The sequence below is a fragment of the Bradyrhizobium sp. 35 genome (assembly GCF_023073215.1).
Lineage (GTDB): Bacteria > Pseudomonadota > Alphaproteobacteria > Rhizobiales > Xanthobacteraceae > Bradyrhizobium > Bradyrhizobium canariense_D.
This window is the reverse complement of record NZ_JADPJC010000127.1, coordinates 1-1,242: the sequence shown is the minus strand read 5'-3', so window position 1 is coordinate 1,242 and position 1,242 is coordinate 1. Positions and strand designations below refer to the sequence as shown.

Annotated in this window: 1 pseudogene; it reads left to right on the top strand. The window is 63.4% G+C overall.

Annotated features, from left to right (window positions below):
* Window positions 1-25: 25 nt before the first annotated feature.
* Window positions 26-1,242 (top strand): annotated as a pseudogene (istA, locus tag IVB36_RS26355) (IS21 family transposase); the annotation flags it as partial.

The following is a 1,242-nucleotide window of genomic DNA, read 5'->3' as shown; positions in this document are numbered from 1 at the left end:
CTCATTCAACCAATGAGGAAGCCTGATGCCTACCGAGAGATTGTCGATGCGCCGGATCCGAGAAGTTCTACGTTTGAGGCACCAGGGCCTGACCGAGTGCGTCATCGCGCGTACGTTGGGAGTGAGCAATGGGGTCGTACACGGTTATGTGCGTCGCGCCCGGCTTGTGGGGCTGATCTGGCCGCTGCCGGAGGGCCTGGACGACGAGAGCCTTGACTGCTGCTGTTTCCAGCGCCGACGGCAGCCTCTCAAAGCGACCGGCGCCCGACACCGGATTGGGGTTATGTCGAGAAGGAGCTGCGCCGCCGCAGCGTGACGCGCCTGCTGTTGTGGGAAGAGTATCGCGCCGCCAATCCGGACGACTTTGGCTATACCTGGTTTTGCACGACGTTCGAGGCCGGGAAGCAGCGGGCCCGGCCAAGCATGCGTCAGACCCACGCCGGTGGGGAGAAGGTATTCGTCGATTTCGCCGGCGAAACCATCGATATCTTCGATCCCATCACCGGCGAAGTGCGCGCCATGAAGCCGTTGTCGCGGCATGGGGGCCTCGAACTATACCTACGCCGAGGCCTGCCCAAGCGAGAGCCTGTCCGACTGGATCGGCGTGCATGCCAGCCTGTTCAGGTACCTCGGCAGCGTGCCGAAGTTCGTGGTCTGCGATGATCCCAAGGCCGCCGTGACCAACCCCGATCGCTACGATCCCGGGATCAACTGCACCTATGCTGAGATGGCCGGCTATTACGGTATCGCGATCCTGGCGGCCCGCCCGAGGCGACCAAAGGACAAGGCCAAGGTTGAGGTCGCAGTCCAGATCGCCCAGCGCGGGATCCTGGCCCGCCTGCGCAACCAGCGCTTGTTTTCCTTGGCGGAGCTCAATACCGCCATCCGCGGGCTCGTCGTCGAACTCAACGCCCGCCAAATGCGCGGCTTCGGCTCTAGCCGGACCGAACTGTTCGCCGAGATTGATCGCCCCAGGTTGAGAGAACTGCCGGACCAGCCCTACGTCTTTGCGCGCTGGAAGCGTTGCCGTGTCGCCCCAGATTATCACGTCGAGATCGACGGCCATTGGTATTCCACCCCTTACCGCCTGATCCGTGAACTCGTCGATGTCCGTATCGCCGACAAGACCGTCGAGGTCTTCCACAAGGGACAGAGGATCGCCAGCCACGCCCGTGCGCCCAACCGGCGCGGCCACACCACGATTGCCGATCATATGCCCAGCGCCCACCGCCGCTACGGCAA